15 protein-coding genes and 1 other RNA gene are annotated in these 17580 nt (G+C 59.4%); 13 read left to right on the top strand and 3 right to left on the bottom strand.

All coding sequences use genetic code 11. The annotated features are described in order from the left end of the window. Window positions 1-175 precede the first annotated feature (175 nt). The 3 genes from AC07U5_RS05840 to AC07U5_RS05850 all read right to left on the bottom strand — a co-directional run bounded on the left by AC07U5_RS05840 (window position 176) and on the right by AC07U5_RS05850 (window position 3497). Window positions 176-1288 carry a transglycosylase SLT domain-containing protein gene (locus tag AC07U5_RS05840; protein ID WP_494722525.1) on the bottom strand — a complete coding sequence of 371 codons (1113 nt, stop codon included), beginning with the start codon at window positions 1286-1288 and terminating at the stop codon, window positions 176-178. A gap of 121 nt (window positions 1289-1409) precedes the next feature. Beyond that, window positions 1410-2045, bottom strand: a complete 636-nt coding sequence (locus AC07U5_RS05845; protein WP_494722526.1) for a LysE family translocator — start codon at window positions 2043-2045, stop codon at window positions 1410-1412. A 240-nt stretch (window positions 2046-2285) separates the two neighbouring features. Continuing rightward, window positions 2286-3497 (bottom strand): pyrophosphate--fructose-6-phosphate 1-phosphotransferase, encoded by a 1212-nt coding sequence (locus tag AC07U5_RS05850; RefSeq protein WP_112521441.1) that lies wholly within the window; start codon window positions 3495-3497, stop codon window positions 2286-2288. A 309-nt stretch (window positions 3498-3806) separates the two neighbouring features. On the opposite strand from AC07U5_RS05850, the gene AC07U5_RS05855 reads away from it, so the two are divergent. The 13 genes from AC07U5_RS05855 (at window position 3807) to mraY (ending at window position 17579) form a co-directional block, all read left to right on the top strand. Continuing rightward, window positions 3807-4547, top strand: coding sequence for a J domain-containing protein (locus tag AC07U5_RS05855; RefSeq protein ID WP_062426508.1), 741 nt, complete (start codon window positions 3807-3809; stop codon window positions 4545-4547). Then, a complete protein-coding gene (locus tag AC07U5_RS05860) occupies window positions 4544-5311 on the top strand; it encodes an N-acetylmuramoyl-L-alanine amidase (RefSeq protein ID WP_062426509.1) in 768 nt (255 codons plus the stop codon). The genes AC07U5_RS05855 and AC07U5_RS05860 overlap by 4 nt, the downstream gene beginning before the upstream one ends. Window positions 5312-5558: 247 nt before the next feature. Continuing rightward, window positions 5559-6095, top strand: coding sequence for a lytic transglycosylase domain-containing protein (locus tag AC07U5_RS05865; protein WP_062598594.1), 537 nt, complete (start codon window positions 5559-5561; stop codon window positions 6093-6095). Between the two features lie 177 nt (window positions 6096-6272). Continuing rightward, window positions 6273-7460: an FAD-dependent oxidoreductase gene (locus tag AC07U5_RS05870; RefSeq protein ID WP_494722527.1), complete on the top strand. Its 1188-nt coding sequence runs from the start codon at window positions 6273-6275 to the stop codon at window positions 7458-7460. 96 nt (window positions 7461-7556) lie between these two features. Further along, window positions 7557-8750: an NAD(P)/FAD-dependent oxidoreductase gene (locus AC07U5_RS05875; RefSeq protein ID WP_494722528.1), complete on the top strand. Its 1194-nt coding sequence runs from the start codon at window positions 7557-7559 to the stop codon at window positions 8748-8750. A gap of 84 nt (window positions 8751-8834) precedes the next feature. Further along, an RNA gene (gene rnpB, locus AC07U5_RS05880) (RNase P RNA component class A) lies at window positions 8835-9238 on the top strand. A gap of 389 nt (window positions 9239-9627) precedes the next feature. Next, on the top strand, window positions 9628-10068 hold the full coding sequence (mraZ, locus tag AC07U5_RS05885; protein ID WP_062426513.1) for a division/cell wall cluster transcriptional repressor MraZ: 441 nt from the start codon (window positions 9628-9630) through the stop codon (window positions 10066-10068). A gap of 14 nt (window positions 10069-10082) precedes the next feature. Continuing rightward, the gene (gene rsmH, locus AC07U5_RS05890) at window positions 10083-11108 is read left to right on the top strand and encodes a 16S rRNA (cytosine(1402)-N(4))-methyltransferase RsmH (protein ID WP_494722529.1); all 1026 of its coding nucleotides are present in this window, start codon (window positions 10083-10085) and stop codon (window positions 11106-11108) included. A 1-nt stretch (window position 11109) separates the two neighbouring features. Further along, the gene (gene ftsL / locus AC07U5_RS05895; protein ID WP_062426515.1) at window positions 11110-11673 is read left to right on the top strand and encodes a cell division protein FtsL; all 564 of its coding nucleotides are present in this window, start codon (window positions 11110-11112) and stop codon (window positions 11671-11673) included. Further along, window positions 11673-13412: a peptidoglycan D,D-transpeptidase FtsI family protein gene (locus AC07U5_RS05900; protein WP_062426516.1), complete on the top strand. Its 1740-nt coding sequence runs from the start codon at window positions 11673-11675 to the stop codon at window positions 13410-13412. The genes ftsL and AC07U5_RS05900 overlap by 1 nt, the downstream gene beginning before the upstream one ends. Window positions 13413-13470: 58 nt before the next feature. Next, the gene (locus AC07U5_RS05905) at window positions 13471-14931 is read left to right on the top strand and encodes a UDP-N-acetylmuramoyl-L-alanyl-D-glutamate--2,6-diaminopimelate ligase (protein ID WP_494722530.1); all 1461 of its coding nucleotides are present in this window, start codon (window positions 13471-13473) and stop codon (window positions 14929-14931) included. After that, window positions 14928-16361 carry a UDP-N-acetylmuramoylalanyl-D-glutamyl-2,6-diaminopimelate--D-alanyl-D-alanine ligase gene (locus tag AC07U5_RS05910; protein ID WP_062426518.1) on the top strand — a complete coding sequence of 478 codons (1434 nt, stop codon included), beginning with the start codon at window positions 14928-14930 and terminating at the stop codon, window positions 16359-16361. Before AC07U5_RS05905 ends, AC07U5_RS05910 begins: the two co-directional genes overlap by 4 nt. Window positions 16362-16478: 117 nt before the next feature. Then, on the top strand, window positions 16479-17579 hold the full coding sequence (gene mraY, locus AC07U5_RS05915) for a phospho-N-acetylmuramoyl-pentapeptide-transferase (protein ID WP_062426519.1): 1101 nt from the start codon (window positions 16479-16481) through the stop codon (window positions 17577-17579). Window position 17580 lies beyond the last annotated feature (1 nt).

Here is a 17580-nt window from a genome sequence, read left to right on the forward strand (position 1 = left end):
TGTAGCGTCAGGACGCAACAGTTTAATGACGGGAGGAGCGGGAGGCAGTCGCAACGTTAGCCCGCGTTGATACAGACGGTGCCCGGAGCAATGCCGCAGACGCCAAAAGGCGTTCGACTGCCCTTTGTTCAAGGGCAGGTCAGATCATAGAGAGTTGAGGGATTAGAGCGTTCTGCTACTGACGCAGGACGTGGAGCATGTTCTTGCGCTTGGCGTCGTAATAATAGCCGCGGGCATAAAGACGCACAGCGCCGTCACGATCGTTCTCAGATACCTTCCACGCACCGCTCAGATATTTGACGGCATAGCGCAGATTTGTCTCTGCATCGAAAAGACCGGAGGCGGGGCCACTGAAACCCATGGAACGGGCGGTGGCATGCTTGATCTGCATCAGGCCAAAGTGGCCACGATTATAGGCGCCGGGATTGTAGCGGCTTTCGCGCATGACGACGCGGTGCACCAGATCTTCAGGCACGCTGTACATGGTGGCGTATTTGGAGATCAGACCGCTGAGCTTCTCGCGACCGACGGGCTGCGGCCCGGTGCTGAGCCCCTCGCGCGTGCTGATCGCAGCCAATGCTGCGTTCTGCGGGGCGGAAGCGTAGGCGAGAACGGTGCTGTCAGGCCTGGGCAGCGGCACGATCGTTTGCGCGCGCACCATGTCTTCCGTCAACTGCACAGGGGCCGCCGATGGCGTACCGGGTGGTGGCGGGGCCGGTGGGAAGGAGCCCTTGACGGCTACGACCTGCGGCAGGGATGCGGTGGCGGAGGTGTTTGCTGCGGCCTGAAGGCCGGCGGCGTGATTGGTCGTCATTGCCGTCGCGGCAACTGGCGTTGCGCCAAGCGATGCTGCCGTTGTAGCCGATGCCATTTGTGGCGTGCCGGTCGGCGATTGCATCTGTGCGAAGATTGCGGCTGCGGCTGCAATTTCTGCTGCCGGGGGAAGGGCGACACGACCGCCCTTTAGGGCCGGCGTGGAGGGCATAGGGGTTGTCGCGGAATTGGATGCGACCTGAACCGGGGAGGCCGCGTCGGCTGTCGGCGCGTTGGTCGCTGCCGCTGCTACGGTGCCGGGCTGATGGCCCTCGGTCGTCGTTTGCGTGCCGGGCGCTACCGTACCTGCCGCCGTTGCCGGCGCTGCGACGGGTGCGGCTGCAATCTTGGGGGAATGAACGTTGGAATTCGCTGAATATTCGACGCTGGTGCATCCTGCCAAGGCAAGCGTCAAGCCCATGGTGGACGACAAAAGTGACGCCGATTTACGGCGCAAATTGCCAGAAAATATCATGCTGCCGCCTCTACTTTGCCTGCCCGTCGATGCCCCCGTATCAAACGAAGCACGCAGTCTCCTGGGCGGATCATTAACCTATCGTAAGGATTCCGGCAAGACGGGAGGCGTCAGATGTGTTTCAGGCGGCGATGCGACGGTAGCCAGCAGAGACGGCGCGGCCGGTAATGAAGCGCGTTCCGCGGTTGTTTCGGACCTTTTTCGTCACCGATGCACGACGCACCATGGCGAGCGTCGAGCGGGCAAAAGTGGCCTGCAGAGTGAGGCAAAGAAGCGACAGGACCAGGGTCGCGGCCTGCATCTGCGTCAATGTTTCCACCACGTCGCGGGAGCGATTGATGAACTGCGACAGGAAGGCGATGAAGAAGGCGAAGTAGCGCAGGCGCAGCGCCGCCAAGACGAAGCAATCGACAAAGATGGCGCCGAGTGTTCTGGCGCGCAGATTGTCATTCTCCGCCTGTGATTCGCGCGCGGCAGGCGTTGCGATCGTCCACAGGCCAAACAGCATCAGCCAGCCGATTCCAGCCCATTGGATGACATCAAGAAAGGATGAGGGTACATAGGACGCGCCAGCTACCACGATGGCAGCCGCGGTAAATGTCGTCATGACGCCAAGCGTCGCGCCGCTGACCGAAGCGATCATGGTGCGCTTGCCGCGCACAGCTGCATAATTTGCAACCTTGAAAGCAATTGGCGATGGCAGCGCAAAAAGAATGGCACAGGCTGTGCAGAACACCAGCCAGACTTGTGCGGACATGACGACCTCCTTGCCCTTCACATCTTTTTACCAAGCGATGAGGCGATAATAAAGCCTTCGTCACGTGGAGTTTGGAACAATGCGGGCTTTCCCGCGCTGCGTTGTGCGAAAGCCACGCATTCCTCCAGGAGAAGACCATAGGGGAATAAATCATCGGCCCGGAAACCAAAACGGATTTCCGGGCCGATGGATGCATCACGTCAATCACGTCTTCCTAATTATTTAGGGAGACAGGAACTGTTACGCCGCTTTGAAGGGCTGGCCGATATGGTCCATCACCTCGGAGAACCAAGGCGTAGAGATATCGAAATGCTTGCCGCCCTTGATGCGCGGGAACTCGATGGTGCGCAGCTTGCCGCCCTGATCTTCGTCATGACCGGTGACGCCTGAGACCTTGTTCAGCGCGCTTTCGACTGCCAGATCCACCATGCTGTGGATCAAGCGCAGGTCTTCGCCATTGGCCGGGGCCGAACGCGCGTAGTAGCCGGACTTCTGTACCATGGTGCGCTCGGCGCCGATCAGGCTTGCAAACTGCTTCTGGAACCAGCCGCCGACATTGATCGTGTCGATCTTCACATGGCCGAAGGCGTCGCGCTTGACCGCTTCGCCGGCCGCTTCACGCTCCGCCACGATCGAATCGAGGCCTGCACCTTCGGAGACGAAGAGGGTGACGAAGCCGTTCTTCTCCATGATCTTCTTCAGGCGGTTCGCTTCCGCCTGAATGTCGAAGGCCATTTCCGGCAAATAAAGACCGTCGATGCGCTTCAACTCTTCTCCCATCAGAAGGCCCTCGACATAGTCGTTGCCCTTGACCTTCTGGATATAGGCGCGTGCGGTGGCAGCCGTGAGCCAGCCGCAGTGACGCCCCATGACTTCGTGGATGACGAAGGTCTTTGGTGCTGCACTCTGTTCATTGCTGACATTGTCGAAGAAATTTGCGCCGACTTCGGCAGCCGTCCAGGCGCCAAGCGACTGCTTGATCGGGACCACGTCATTATCAACCGTCTTGGGAAGACCGACGACGGTGAGGTTGTAGCCATTGGCGCCGAGATAGGCGGCAAGGTCGGCCGCGGTGGTGTTGGTGTCGTCGCCGCCAATCGTGTGAAGAATGGTGACGCCATCCTTGGCGAGACGATCGGCAGCAACCTGCAACGGGTTTTCGCCTTCCTTTACCAGTCCACGCTTGGCGCAGTCGGCCGCATTGGTCAGCTTCACGCGGCTGTTGCCGATCGGAGAGCCGCCATAGCGATGCAGCAGGGGAGCCTTCTCGCGCATCTCTTTGGTGATGGCGACGCTGTCGCCGAGAAGCACGCCCTGATAGCCGGAGCGGTAGGCCACGATGTCGATTTCGGGGGCGATGTCGGTGTAACGCTCGATCAATCCGCCCACGGCAGACGAGAGGCAGGGCGCCAGTCCGCCTGCGGTCAACATTGCGACTTTCTGTTTGGCCATTGGGGCTCTCCTTTGTCGGTTCTCAATGCGTGTTGGGGCAAATGGATGCGACAGCCTGTTTTGCATGTAAAGTGAATTTCTCAAGAAAAACGGGTATTTCGCGGTATTTTCGAATATCGGTGAACTGCTTGGCGAATATAATCGTTTCAATGCCAAGAAGTGTCGACGACCGCGGAACCGGCTTGTGAAAAAGCTGTTACGACGGTGTCAGACGATCAGCATAAAGCGAAGCTAAGATGACGAAAACTTAATGATCTGCGACCTTTATGCGTCTTGCATTCACACCATGGAGCCGTCATGCTGAGAGACATGATGTTCGATTTCGCCTGTTTGCACATTTCATCCCTCTGGGAGCGGCTGCTCGGCGCGATCGGCGAAGCGGCAGGAAACGTGCTGGGTCGAGTGATCGAAGCGGTTCGCACCGTTTTCGAAGGCGATCCTGAAACCCGCCGCAAGGTCTCCTTCTCCGTTGCGATCATTGCTCTTTCTGCCAAGATGGCGAAGGCCGACGGTGTCGTGAACGATGCCGAGGTGCGCGCCTTTCGCCAGATATTCGATTTTCCCGAAGAGGAAGCCAAGAACGTCGCAAGGCTCTATAACCTCGCGCGTCAGGACGTTGCCGGCTACGAAGCCTATGCCGAACGACTTGCGGGTCTCTGCGGTACGGGCCGTGAAAATTGCGAGATGCTGGAAAGCGTCGTCGATGGCCTGTTCCACATTGCCAAGGCCGATGGCCTGATTCACGAGCGTGAAATGGCCTTTCTCGGACGGATCGCGGAAATCTTCCGGATCACCGAGGATCATTTCGAGACGATCATGGCGCGCCATGTCCACATGGACGGTCGCGATCCCTACCGCGTCCTCGGCGTTTCGCCATCCGACGACTTCTCCGATATCCGCAAGCGCTACCGTCTGCTGGTGGCCGAGCATCATCCCGACAAGCTCATTGCCCGTGGCGTTCCGATGGAATTGCATGCGGCCGCGAATGAGCGTATGGCGGCACTCAATGCCGCCTATGCGGCCATCGAGAGAGAACGCCGCGTCGCATGAGTGACTTTCTGCCGGATTATGCCGGTGCCAGCGTCCAGCCCTCGCCAAACCATGGCGAGCGGGTGGGGGTAAGCGCACCCGACTCCATCATTCTTCACTATACGGGCATGGAAAGCGCCGAGCGCGCGCTGTCCTGGCTTTGCGAGCCGGAAAGTCAGGTTTCCAGCCACTATCTCGTTTTTGAAGACGGACATGTCATTCAGATGGTGCCGGAAAGCCGTCGCGCCTGGCATGCGGGCAAGAGCTTCTGGGCGGGCGAAATCGATCTGAACTCGCGTTCTATCGGCATCGAGATCGCCAATGGCGGCCACCCTGCCGGCCTTCCGGATTTCCCTAAAGCTCAGATCGACGCCGTTGCCGAATTATGTCGCGACTGTGGCGCGCGGTGGTCGATAGCTCCGGAGAGGGTGCTCGCGCACTCCGATATTGCCCCCGTTCGCAAGGTGGATCCGGGCGAGAAGTTCCCATGGGACATCCTGTCGCAGAAGGGTGTTGGCCATTGGGTCCAGCCCGCGCCAATCGGTGGCGGACGCTTCTTCCAGCGAGGCGACAGCGGACAACCGGTTGAGGCCTTGCAGTCCATGCTGTCGCTCTATGGCTACGGCGTTGAAATTTCGGGCAGTTATTGTGAAAAGACGGAAGGCGCAGTTGCAGCTTTCCAGCGTCATTTCCGGCCTGCGCTGGTGGATGGCATCGCCGATTTCTCCACCATCGACACGCTGCACCGGTTGATTTCGCAACTGCCCAAGTTCAAGCGCGCGTAGGCGTCGTTCTCGATAAAAGCGGCGTGATCGGCGCTGGTCCACATTGCGTTCCTAGGCCCTTGCCACAGTAAATCCTTATTGGCCGACTTTAAACGCCGCATCGAAATGCGGCTGGCTGGGTGTTGTCCTAGACGCCGTCAATATCAATGACGAAGATTTTCCGGAGGATCGTCCCCGTGACTTTCCTGATGCGCGCCCTCGCGCGTCCATTACTGGATGTCTTTGTGACTGGAGACTATTTCTACTGATGAGAAGAGTGATTGTTGCTGTCTCGGTCTGCATCTCGATGCTGGCCGCGCAGACCGGAATTGTTGTTGCCAAGGATGACGTGAAAACCAAGACCGTGACGCTGCAGACCTATTTCCGCAAACCCGGTTACCCCATCCCTGAGCGAACCCTTCCTGCGACGCTGAAGAACGATTACTCCGATCTCATCGTCAAATATGCCAAGCGGTACGGCGTGCCGACGAACCTCGCGCATGCGGTCGTTTCGGTGGAAAGCCGGTTCAATCCGAAGGCCCGCGGAAGTGCCGGCGAAGTCGGGCTCATGCAGATCAAGCCCGCCACCGCACGGATGATGGGCTATCGCGGCACGGTCAAAGCGCTATACGATCCGGAAACCAATATTCGCTGGGGTATGCAATATCTCGCCACGGCGCATCAACTGGGCGGCGGCGAAGTCTGCAGCACCATTCTGCGCTACAATGCAGGCCATGGGGCAACCCGCATGAACCCGGTGTCGAAGGCCTATTGCGGCAAGGTGCAGGCGCTGCTCCAGGGGTGATCGTATCGATGCGGTTTGGGCTTCTTTCTGCCGGCAGATTTTGTTAGTCGAGAACGGCGACAGCATCGGCCCGAAAATCGGATGCGATTTTCGGAAAACACGATGCGTCGATTCAAAAAGGTAAGGCGTCCTTTGTGCGTCCAATAGGACGCACGGCGCTCTACGAGGGAGCGCAGGATGACCGACTTCAGATATATCGTGATCGGCGCTGGAATGATGGGAGCCGCTGCGGCACGCCATCTTTCTTCGCAGACGGACGGCGTGGCGCTGATCGGTCCTGCTGAGCCGACAGACCGCAAGAATCACTACGGCGTCTTCTCCAGCCATTATGACGAGGCGCGGATCACGCGCGGTTTTGACGGCGACCCGGTATGGGCGGAACTCGCGAAGCGCTCGATCGAACGATATGCCGAGATCGAGCAAAAGAGCGGCATCCGGTTTTACCACGAGGTGGGCTGCCTCTTCACCGGCAATGGCAATGGGCTGGGCGGTGATTATGTCTCGGGCGCCATGAGCAGGAAAGACGCTCTGGGTCTGACAGTCGAGACCTACGAGCCGGACGCGCTTTCCTCTCGTTTTCCAATGTTCTCTCTGCCGGACGATCACCATGGCTGGTTCGAGCCGCACAATGCCGGTTACGTCAATCCACGCGCCTTGGTGAAGGCTCAAATCACGATTGCCGGGCAACAGGGTGCCTCGATCCTTCGTCAGACGGTGGTGAAGGTCTTCGATGGCGGTTCAGGCGTCGAAATAGAGACCTTGGAGGGCCATCGATACACGGCGGAGAAGGTAATCGTCGCAGCGGGCGGCTTCACCAATATGGCCGACATTCTGCCTGTTAAAGTGGACATGACGGCAACAGGCCGCACCATCGCCTTCTTCGAACTGAACGAGGAGAAGCAGGAAGCCTTTGCCGGCATGCCCTCCACCATCGTGCTGGCGGCGAGCGAAGACGACATTGTCTACATTCTGCCACCCGTTCGCTATCCGGATGGCAAGGTCTATTTGAAGATTGGCGGGGAGAGCGAAAAGGGCAGGCTGGAAACGCTCGATCAGGCGGTCCAATGGTTTCATTCCGACGGGACTGCAAGTGAGGTGGATTTCCTTGTCCGTCGCGCCATCGAGTTGATGCCCGCTCTTGTTGGATGCCCCGTCACCTCCGGCTCCTGCGTTGCCTCCATTACCCGCACTGGCTATCCGTATATCGGCTACACATCGTCTTCCAATATTGCGGTGCTGACCGGTGGCAATTTCGTTTCGGCCAAATCCTCGGATGAGATTGGCCGGCTTGGGGCGGTGCTTCTGCTTGAGGGGCAGTTGAGCGAGGATAATTTTGCGGCGCAGATGGCGCCGGTTTTTGTTTGACGGCCGTCTTCATCAAAACCTCAAATCCCTCTGGCAGTGAATCAGGAAGCCGCTACAAGTCTTTGACGCAGAATCTGAAATCGGTTGAGAGTAGTTATGGCAGCGCAGTTCAAATATATCGTCGTCGGTGCGGGCATGATGGGGGCTGCTGCTGCCCGGCATCTGTCTCTCGAATCGGATGGTGTGGCTCTGATCGGACCGCATGAGCCCGCCGACATCCAGAATCATCAGGGCGTGTTTGCCAGCCATTACGATGCGGCGCGGATCACGCGGACCATCGATGACGATGCGGATTGGGCGCGGCTCGCCAACCGTTCGATTGAGCGCTACCGGGAGATCGAGCGCGAGAGCGGGATAGGCTTTTACCACGAGGTCGGCTGCCTGATCGTCGGCAAGGCGCGTGGCACGGGTGTGCCTTATATCGAGAATGTCTGCTCTGCGGCCGAGACGCTTGGGGTGGATGCCGACGTTTTTGGGGATGCCGAGTTGATCCAGCGCTTCCCGTATTTTTCCTTCGAAATCGGTTGCGAAGGTGTCTTCGAGCGGCACAATGCCGGTCACATCAATCCACGCGAACTGGTGCGCGCGCAAATCCTGGCAGCGCAGAAGCGCGGCGCGATGCGCTATGACGATATTGTCGTTTCGGTCCGGGACGAGGGTGGTGTGGCGACCGTCACCACTGCCTCCGGCAAAAACTACACGGCGGAAAAGGTGCTCGTGGCTGCGGGCGGATTTTCGATTGCGGAAGGGCTGTTGCCGCAGGCACTTTCGATGAAAGTGTATGCTCGTACTGTTGCATTCTTCGAGGTCGATGATGCAGATCTTCGAGGCTTTTCAGAGATGCCGTCGCTGATCTATGAGCCGAGTGACCCGACCAAGCACATCTATCTTCTGCCGCCGGTCGTCTATCCCGATGGCAAGGCCTATCTGAAGATTGGCGGCGATCCGGAAAATATTCTGCTCGGTACGGATGCGGAGATCCGCGCCTGGTTCCGGACTGGCGGAAAGCCTGAGGTGCGGGATAATTTCGCAGCAATCATAGAGACGCTTGTTCCCAGCATCGATGTGGCAAGGCTCTCAATGGCAGGCTGTGTCACGTCCTACACGCCAAGCGGATATCCGGCGATCGGTTATTGCGGGTCTGAGCGGATTGCGGTTCTGACCGGCGGCTGTGGCGCAGCGGCAAAGAGTTCAGATGAGACCGGGCGGCTCGGCGCGGTGCTGTTGGCGCAAGGCCATATCGAGGACGAAGGTTACGAGACGGATTTCGCACCGGTCTTCGCCTCGTAAGTCTGGCGGCTCCCTTTAACCGCAGCCCAACTTGCGGCGATTTTCCGTTGGCTTTTCATCTTGAACCCGTCTAAGGAGCGCGTGCCAGTTGGCCGGGCAGCCGCGCTTTACCAATGTCGAAAGACGGTAAGGTGAGGAAAGTCCGGGCTCCACGGAAACACGGTGCCGGATAACGTCCGGCGGGGGCGACCCTAGGGAAAGTGCCGCAGAGAGTAGACCGCCACCTTTCAGGTGGTAAGGGTGAAAGGGTGGGGTAAAAGCCCACCGCGCCGCTGGTAACAGGGGTGGCATGGTAAACCCCACCGGGAGCAAGACCGAATAGGGATGACGTGGGGTGCCGCGAAAGCAGCGCCTACAGCCTGTTTCTGGGCGAGTCATCCGGGTGGGTTGCGCGAGGCGGCATGCAAATGTCGTCCCAGATGAATGGCTGCCACGTTCCGGGTCAAACCGGGGCCATACAGAACCCGGCTTACAGGCCAACTGGCGATTTCTCTCTTTTTCATTCCTCATGCGAAGCCGATTCCGGCGACCGCAATAGGTCATTGTTATCGTTCAATTATTTTTCATTAAAACTTCCGTTACGGAAGGCAGAGATGCCGCGTGAAACGGTTGCCGGTAAACCATTCGTTAAACTTAACGGGATATGAATATTCGAATCCGAAGTCGGTTCGCGCCGCCTTCTCCCATTGACGCCCATAGTGTCCCATGGTATCCCAAATGCACACCACAAGGGGTCGTGTTTTTGACCCGCAATCGCTGAAACGGAGACAAGGCCTTTCCAAGGCTGCAGGACTTTTTGTTCTGCCGGTCAGCGATTTGTCGTGCGTATCGGTGTCGCCTGAGCATGCGGCTTCAGGCGTTTCTGGCGAGTTGTCATATGGGGCGCTTTTTATCGAACGTGACGAACAGGATCGACGCCAAGGGGCGCGTTTCGGTTCCCTCGGCGTTTCGTTCGGTATTGGCGCAACGCGACATCCAGGAGCTTTATTGTCTTCAGGATTTCGCTTTTCCGGCCATCAGCATTGGCGGGCCGGACCTGTTGGATCGCTACGAGCGGCAGATCGCGTCGATGGATGCGTTTTCGCCGGAAGCCAATGCAATGTCGCTGCTGGTTCACGGTGGCGGCGTGTTCATGAAGCTCGACGGGGAAGGGCGGTTGATGGTCACGGATTTCATCCGGGACTTCACCGCTATCACCACCGAAGTGACCTTTGTCGGTCGGGCGGATCATTTTCAGTTGTGGCAGCCGGAAGCGTTTCACGAGGCGCAGACGGCGGCAAGAACGGGGCGCAGTTTTTCTGCTGTTCGTCCCGTATAAGGCGGGGACACGGAATGGCGGCGAATTCTGGCGGACGATCTTCTGATGCCGGTGGCGGACCTGTTCGCCACATTCCGGTTCTTCTTCGCGAAGTTCTAAGCGCGCTCGATCCCGCGGAAAGCAAGATCATTCTCGACGGAACTTTCGGCGCTGGCGGCTATACCCAGGCGATCCTCGAGCGCGGTGCGAATGTCATAGCTCTTGACCGTGATCCCACTGCCATCGCTGGCGGCCAGCCGATGGTTGCCGCCAATGGCGGGCGGCTCTCTCTTATTCAATCGCAGTTTTCCGACCTGGCAGCGCATGCGCCTGCACAAGGCCTTGATGGCGTCGTCTTGGATATCGGTGTCTCCTCCATGCAGATCGATGAGGCCGAGCGCGGCTTCTCCTTTCAGAAAAACGGACCGCTCGACATGCGCATGTCGGCGTCCGGCGTCTCCGCAGCCGATGTCGTCAACCGCTGCAAGGTCGGCGACCTGATCCGGATCTTCGGTTTTCTCGGTGAAGAAAAGCAGTCAGGACGCATTGCCCGTGCCATCGAAAAGAAGCGCGCGGAGGAGCCCTTCCGCACGACGCGCGACCTTGCCGGGCTGATCGAAATCGTCACGCCGCGCAAGGCGAAGGACAAGATCCATCCGGCAACCCGCGTTTTCCAGGCGCTGCGCGTCTTCGTCAATGACGAGTTGGGCGAGCTGGCAAAGGCCTTGTTTGCGGCCGAACAGGTGTTGAAGCCCGGCGGACGTCTCGTCGTCGTCACCTTCCACTCGCTGGAAGACCGTATCGTGAAGAAGTACTTCGCCGACCGTTCCGGTCGCGCGGCAGGGTCTCGCCACATGCCGATGGTGGAAGACAAGCCGGGGATCTTCGATTCGCTCGGCAAGCCGATGATTGCAGCGAGCGAGGAAGAGGCGGAGTTGAACCCGCGCGCCCGTTCCGCCAAGCTGCGTGCCGGCATCCGCACCACCGCTCCGGCACGTCCGGCAGACATTTCCATTTTCGAACTTCCCGATCTCGCCAGCCTTGAAAAGATGGGAGGCTGACATGCTGCGCACACTCGACCTCATTCTCGTCGGCGTGATGGTGTCAGCGGCCGTCGTCACCTATTCCATCAAGCATCAGGCCGATCTCAAGCTTGAATCCGTCAAGAAGCTTGAAGCCGAAATCAAACTCGAGCGCGATACGATCGATCTTCTACGCGCTGACTGGGCGCTTCTGACGCAGCCGAACCGATTGCATCGTCTGGTCAACGCCTATCAGGCCGATCTTCAATTGACGCCGACGCTGCCGACGCAACTCGCACAGCCGCAGGAGCTGCCCATGTTGCGTTCGCAACTGCCCCAGCCGCCAGAGCCGGAGGGCATGAGCGTCGAGGACGTGATTGCTGCTGCGGTCAACGGCTCCAAGCCGGGCGCCACACTTGGTGGTGCCAAGCCGAAATCGGCACCTGCCGGCCAGATCGTCGCCACGGGCGGCAAGCCTGTTCCGGCACCAGCGCCGCGCTCGCACGTGGCCCGTGTGCCCAAGCAGCCAATGCCTGCTGCGAAAGCGCCGATTGGCGACGAGTCCGGCGAAATGGATGAAACGATAACAGGATCGGTGGACTGATGTCTTTTCTCTCTCGCGTCATGGTTTTGAAGAGCAAGGCCCATTTTTCCGCCAGCACGATCGGTGGGGCGGACCATGCTGCCTTTGAGGGCGCACGCAAGAAGCGCGCTTCGCAGGCCAAGAGCCGCGTTGGCCTGTTGATCTTCGGCTTCGTCTGCTTCTATGGCGTCATCGGCGGTCGTCTGGTGCAATATGGCTTGGCCCAGCAGGAAACCGTTTCCAGTATTGCGCCCGCCGACAGGCTGATGGCCTCGCGTCCCGATCTTCTGGATCGCAATGGCGAAGTATTGGCCACCGATATCCGCACCGTGTCGCTGTTTGCCGAGCCGCATCGCATCGTTGACGTGGATGAGGCCATCGAGAAGCTGCGCACCGTTCTGCCCGATCTCGACACGCGCGGCACCTATCAGAAGCTGACGAACAATTCGCGCTTCCAGTGGTTGCGCCGTCAGTTGACGCCGAAGCAGCAGAGCCAGATCCTGGCCCTTGGCATTCCCGGCATCGGTTTCCGTCCTGAAAAGCGCCGCTTCTATCCGGGTGGTCCGACGGCGGCCCACGTTGTCGGTCACGTGAACATCGATAATCGCGGCGTTGCCGGCATGGAGCGCTATCTCGACAGCCAGGGGCTGGCCGATCTGACAGCGCTTGGCATGACCTCCGACCAGCCGCTTGAGCCGGTGAAGCTCTCCATCGATCTGCGCGTCCAGGCAATCGTGCGCGAAGTGGTGGTCAACGCCATTCAGAAGTTCCAGGCGATTGGCGCCGGTGCCGTCGTCATCAACGTGCATACGGGCGAAATCCTTGCCATGGCGTCGCTGCCGGACTACGATCCGAACAACCCGGCGGAAGGCGCCAAGGAAGGCTGGCTCAACCGCATGTCGAACGGTACGTTCGAAATGGGCTCGACCTTCAAGTCCTTCACCATCGCCATGGGTCTGGACGAAGGCGGTATCTCGCTCGGCTCCACCTTCGATGCGCGCTTCCCGATCCGCATCGGTGGCTTCACCATCAAGGATTTCCACGGCAAGGGACGCATCTTGTCGGTGCCGGAAATCTTCCAGTACTCGTCCAATATCGGTACGGCGAAAATTGCCGATACGGTTGGGACCGAAGGGCATAAGGAATTCCTGACGCGTCTTGGCCTGCTGTCCCGGATGCAGACGGAACTGCCGGAAGTGGCGATGCCCACACAGCCGCGCCAGTGGAAGAAGATCAACTCCATTACGATTTCCTTCGGTCACGGTGTATCGACCACGCCTCTGCAGACGGCAATTGCCGGTGCGGCCCTCGTCAATGGCGGCAAGCTGATCGAGCCGACCTTCTTGCCGCGCACCGTCGAACAGGCCGACCTTGTGGCCAAGCAAGTGATCAAGCCGACCACCAGCCGCGACATGCGCTTCCTGTTCGAATGGAACGGCGTCAATGGCTCCGGCCGTAACGCCCGCGTCGAAGGCTTCAACGTCGGCGGAAAGACCGGAACGGCCGACAAGGTGGTCAATGGCCGCTATGTCCACGACAAGAACTTCAACGCTTTCCTATCGGCCTTCCCGATGGATAAGCCCGAATATGTGGTCCTCTCCTTCATCGACGAACCGAAGACGGACAAGGGCAATGGTGCGGCACTTGCAGGTACGTCCGCGGCCCCGATGGTGCATGACATCATCACCCGCTCGGCTGCGATCCTTGGCGTCAAGCCGAAGTTCGGCAAGGATGGCTCGGCCTTGCTCGTGTCTTATTGATTGGTACAGCTTATGATGGACCGGCGATTCGCGTCGGGGGGACATGACGGACACATTAATGAATTTGCGAGATCTATCGGGACAGTCGTTTCCGGAACTGAATGAATTGCTTCGCGCAGATGCCGGAGCGCTGACCATCACCTCGATTACGGCGGACAGCCGCAAGGTCGAGCCGGGCGCGCTCTTTGTCGCCGTTTCGGGCAACAAAGCGGATGGCGCGACCTTCGTGCAGGACGCGGTTGCCAAGGGTGCTGCCGCGATCGTTTCGGGCCAGCCCGTTTCCGCAGATGTGCCGGTTCTCGTCGTTTCCGATCCAAGATTGTATCTCGCGCTTGCCGCTGCCCGCTTCTATGGGAAGCAGCCTGAGACGATGGTTGCCGTCACCGGCACGGCAGGCAAGACGTCGGTTGCGTCCTTCACCCGACAGATCTGGGCTTTCGCCGGTCATCCAGCCGCGCAGATCGGCACGACTGGCGTGATTGCGCCCGGCCGCGAAGAATATGGTTCGCTGACAACGCCCGACCCGGTTTCGCTGCATGCGCTTCTGGCCGAGTTGGCGTCCGAAGGTGTGACCCATGCGGCGATGGAAGCATCCAGCCACGGTCTTGATCAACGTCGTCTGGATGGCGTGAAACTCTCTGCTGCCGGTTTTACCAATCTCGGTCGCGACCATATGGATTACCATCCAACGGTCGAGGACTATATGGCCGCGAAGATGCGGCTGTTCGATACGCTGCTGCCGAAGGGCTCACCGGTTGTCATCTTTGCCGACGATCCATGGTCGGCTCAGGCGATAGAGGTGGCGACAAAGGCCGGTCACGATGTGCGCACGGTTGGCCGCAAGGGCGATTATCTGGCGTTGAAGCGCGTCGAGCACTTCCGCCACAAGCAGATGATCGAGGTGCATCACGAAGGCGCAATCCACGAGGTGGATATCCCGCTTGCGGGCGACTTCCAGGTTGCCAACGCGCTGGTCGCGGCGGGTCTTGCCATGTCGACCGGCGTGTCCGCACCGGTGGCGATGAAGGCGCTGGAAAAGCTGATCGGCGCTGCCGGTCGTCTCGAACTCGTCGGACAGACGAAGAATGGCGCGCTGGCTTATGTGGATTATGCCCATAAGCCCGATGCGCTGGAAAATGTCCTAACCTCCGTGCGTCCCTTCACCTCGGGCCGCATCATCACTGTGTTTGGCTGCGGCGGTGATCGCGACAAGGGCAAGCGTCCGATCATGGGCGAGGTGGCAACACGGCTTTCGGATGTGGTGATCGTCACGGACGACAATCCACGCTCCGAGGAGCCTGCCACCATTCGATCCGAAATCATGGCGGCGGCGCCCGGTGCAGTGGAAATCGCAGACCGCGCAGAGGCGATCCGCCATGCCGTGTCGATGCTGGGGAATGGAGACACATTGATCGTTGCGGGCAAGGGGCACGAGGAAGGTCAGATCATTGGTGGCGTGACGCTGCCGTTTTCGGACCATGAACAGGTGCGTTCGGCGCTGGAAGGATTGAGGATTTGAACTGGTTATGGACAGTTGCGGACATGATTGCCGTTACGTCGGGACGTCCGGTCGGCAATCTGCCGCAAGGTATCACGGGAATTTCCATCGACAGCCGCACGGTGCAGCAGGGCGAAGCCTTCTTCGCCATCAAGGGCGACCGGGTCGACGGCCATGATTATGCAAGTTTTGCCGTTGCCAATGGCGCGAGCCTGATGGTCGTCGCCGAGGCCAAGCTGCCGGCACTTGGACGGCTGACGGTGCCGATGATCGTCGTCGATGATGTTCTCTCCGCCCTCGTCAAGCTTGGTATTGCTGCGCGTGAAAGGACCTCGGCACGCATCATTGCGGTCACCGGTTCCGTTGGCAAGACCACCACCAAGGAAATGCTGCGGCAGGTGCTGGCCCCATCGGGCAAGGTGCATGCGGCGGTCTCGTCCTTCAACAATCACTGGGGCGTGCCGCTGACGCTGGCGCGTATGCCCGCCGATACCGAATTCGGCGTGTTCGAAGTGGGCATGAACCATCCGAACGAAATTCGTCCGCTGGTGAAGCAGGTGAAGCCGCATGTGGCCATCATCACCACCATTGCGGCGGCGCATCTCGGCAACTTCAACAGTCTCGAAGAGATCGCCGACGCAAAGGCTGAAATTTTCGAGGGCGTCTTGCCCGGCGGTGCGGTGATCCTCAACCGCGACAATGCGCAATTCGAGCGGCTTGAGGCGGCAGCACTTCATGTCGGCATCGAACATATTCTGACTTTCGGCCAGCACGCCAAGGCCGACTTCCGGCTGGCGGATTTCGAAAGCACGCCGAACGGCTCGACCATCTGGGCGATCATCAACGGCGAGACCAGCGAGTTGAATATTGGCACGCCGGGTCGCCATGTCGCAGAAAATGCCATGGCTGCTCTTGGCGTCGTCGCTGTGACCGGTGCCAACCTCGATCGCGCTTTCCATGCGCTCGGCGATCTTCGAGCCGTCAAGGGCAGGGGAGAGCGCCACCGCCTTTCGGTCGGCGATGGGTCGTTCCTTCTGATCGACGAGAGCTATAACGCCAACCCGGCCTCGATGCGCGCGGCGATTGCGCTTCTGGCGCAGGCGGAAGTGCGCGGCAACGGGCGTCGCATCGCGGTTCTCGGCGATATGCTCGAGATGGGCGAGTTTGCCGCGGAGGTGCATGAAGAGCTATCCGGTCCGATCCTTTCTGCCGGCATCGAACATGTGTGGCTTGCCGGAGAATCGATGGCGCATCTTCGCGATGCGCTTCCCGAAAGCGTCAATGTGTCCTGGTTCCCGACGACCGCTGAGCTGGCTGACTTCGTGTTGAAATGGGTGCAGCCGGGCGATGTGGTGATGATAAAATCGTCACTTGGCATCGGTTTTGGCAAGATTGTCTCGGCTCTTCTTGACAAGTATCCGGCATTCCCCGAGACGGAGCGCCAGAATTAGGAAGCCTGAAAGCCCGAAATCTTCGGCTTTCTGCGCTCGATACGGAAACAAGGACCTTGAAGCGGCGCTGGCCTTACCTCCCGCCCGCCGCTTCGACCGCCTTTCGAAAGGGCAAACATGCTGATCTGGCTCGTTGAACTGTCGGACAAAATTCAAATCTTCAACCTGTTCAGGTACATCACGTTCCGGGCGGGTGCAGCGCTCTTCACCTCCGCTCTCATCGTCTTCCTGTTTGGACCGGCCATCATCAATTCGCTGCGCATTCGCCAGGGCAAGGGTCAGCCGATCCGCGCCGATGGCCCGCAGACCCACTTCAAGAAGGCCGGTACGCCGACCATGGGCGGCTTGATGATCCTCGCAGGCATCCTCGGCGGCTCGCTGCTCTGGGGCGATCTGTCGAATGTCTACGTGGTTGCGGTTCTTCTCGTAACGCTCGGCTTTGGCGCCATCGGCTTTTACGACGACTACCTGAAGGTGACCAAGCAGAGCGACAAGGGTTTTTCCGGCAAGGCGCGTCTCGGCATCGAATTCGTTATCGCTGCCATCGCCACCTTCTTCATGATGAAGATTGCACTTGCGACGGCACCGCATGGCGGAACGCTTGGAAGCTCGGTCGCCTTTCCCTTCTTCAAGGAATTCGTGATCAATCTCGGCTACTTCTTCGTTCTCTTCGGCGCTTTCGTCATCGTCGCGGCCGGTAACGCGGTCAACCTGACCGATGGTCTCGATGGTCTTGCCATCGTGCCGGTGATGATTGCGGCTGCGACCTTCGGCGTGATTTCCTATCTCGTCGGTAATGCGATCTTTGCGAACTACCTTCAGATCAACTTCGTGCCCGGAACCGGTGAGCTTGCGGTGATCGTCGGTGCCGTGATCGGTGCCGGTCTCGGCTTCCTCTGGTTCAATGCGCCGCCCGCGGCCATCTTCATGGGCGACACCGGTTCTCTGGCGCTTGGCGGCCTGATCGGCTCCATCGCCGTCGCGGTCAAGCATGAGATCGTGATGGTGATCGTCGGGGGTCTGTTCGTCATGGAGACGCTCTCGGTCATTATCCAGGTCTTCTGGTTCAAGCGCACCGGACGGCGCGTGTTTTTGATGGCGCCGATCCACCACCATTTCGAAAAGAAGGGTTGGACGGAGAGCCAGGTGGTCATCCGCTTCTGGATCATCTCCGTCGGTCTCGCCATGCTCGGCCTCGCGACACTGAAGCTGAGGTAAG

The sequence above is a fragment of the Agrobacterium sp. GW821-FHT02D03 genome (genome assembly GCF_059421725.1).